This is a genomic window from Microbacterium sp. PRC9 (genome assembly GCF_031844125.1).
Classification (GTDB): Bacteria; Actinomycetota; Actinomycetes; order Actinomycetales; family Microbacteriaceae; genus Microbacterium.
The window spans coordinates 1-1471 of record NZ_JAUZUR010000019.1; the positions used below are offsets into that span (position 1 = coordinate 1).

Consider the following 1471-nt stretch of genomic DNA (forward strand, 5'->3'; position numbering starts at 1 on the left):
GTCAGTTGTTCTGGGGGAAGCCGAGGTTGATGCCGCGGGTTTCTGAAAGGCTCCGGCTGGCGGGGTCGAGCCAGCGGGAGGTGATGGCCTTCTCGCGGGTGAAGAAGTCGAAGCCGTGGACGCCGTAGGCTTTCGCGTCGCCGAACAGCGAGGCCTTCCAGCCGCCGAAGGAGTGGTAGGCGACGGGGACGGGGATGGGCACGTTGATGCCGATCATGCCGACCTCGACCTCGTTCTGGAACCGGCGGGCGGCGCCGCCGTCGTTGGTGAAGATCGCGGTGCCGTTACCGAACTGACCGGAGTTGATCAACTCCAGACCCTCGTCGTAGCTGCTGACCCGGACGATGGAGAGGACGGGGCCGAAGATCTCCTCCTGATAGGCGCGGCTGGTGGTGGGGATGTCGTCGATCAGGGTGGGGCCGAAGAAGAACCCGTCCTCGTGCCCGTCGACGGTGAACCCGCGGCCGTCGACGACGATGGTCGCGCCGTCCTGCTCGGCGATGTCGACATAGCTCGAGACCTTGTCGCGGTGGATGTCGGTGATCAGCGGTCCCATGTCGGGCTCGACACCGTCGACGCCGGCCCCGTTGCCGATCTTGAGCTTCGCGATGCGGTCGGAGATCTTCGTGATCAGGTCGTCGGCGACGGGCTCGACGGCGAGCACGACACTGATTGCCATGCAGCGTTCCCCGGCGGCGCCGTAGCCGGCGTTCACGGCCTGGTCGGCGACCAGGTCCAGGTCGGCGTCGGGAAGCACCAGCATGTGGTTCTTCGCGCCACCGAGCGCCTGCACCCGCTTGCCGTGACGCGACGCGGTCTCGTAGATGTACTGCGCGATCGGCGTGGACCCGACGAACGAGATGGACTGCACGTCCGGACTGGTGAGGAGGCCGTCCACGGCGAGTTTGTCGCCCTGCAGCACCGTGAACACCCCGTCCGGCAGGCCCGCCTCCTGCCACAGTTCGGCGAGCCACAGCGCCGCGGACGGGTCCTTCTCGCTGGGCTTCAGGATCACGGCGTTGCCGGCGGCGATCGCGATCGGGAAGAACCACATCGGCACCATCGCGGGGAAATTGAAGGGCGAGATGATGCCGACCACCCCCAGCGGCTGCTTGAGTGAATAGACGTCGATCCCGGTGGACGCGTTCTCGCTGAACGCGCCCTTGATCAGGTGCGGGAAGCCGGTGGCCAGCTCCACCACTTCCTGGCCGCGGAGGATCTCGCCCATCGCGTCGGAGAGCACCTTGCCGTGCTCCGCGGTGATGATCTCGGCCAACTCCCGCTTGCGGGCGTTCAGCAACTCCCGGAACGCGAACAGCACCGTCTGGCGCCGCGCGATCGAGTACCCCTTCCAGACCTGGTACCCGGACACCGCGGACGCGATCGCCTCGTCGATCTCCGCCTGATCGGCCAACGCGACCCGGGCCGATACCGCACCCGTCGCCGGGTTGTACACCGGCGCCGTGCGACC

1 protein-coding gene is annotated in these 1471 nt (G+C 67.3%); it reads right to left on the reverse strand.

All coding sequences use genetic code 11. From position 1 onward, the window contains the following. Position 1 precedes the first annotated feature (1 nt). A partial coding sequence (locus Q9R33_RS20450; RefSeq protein WP_311294949.1) for a CoA-acylating methylmalonate-semialdehyde dehydrogenase occupies positions 2-1471 on the reverse strand: 1470 nt, incomplete at its 5' end.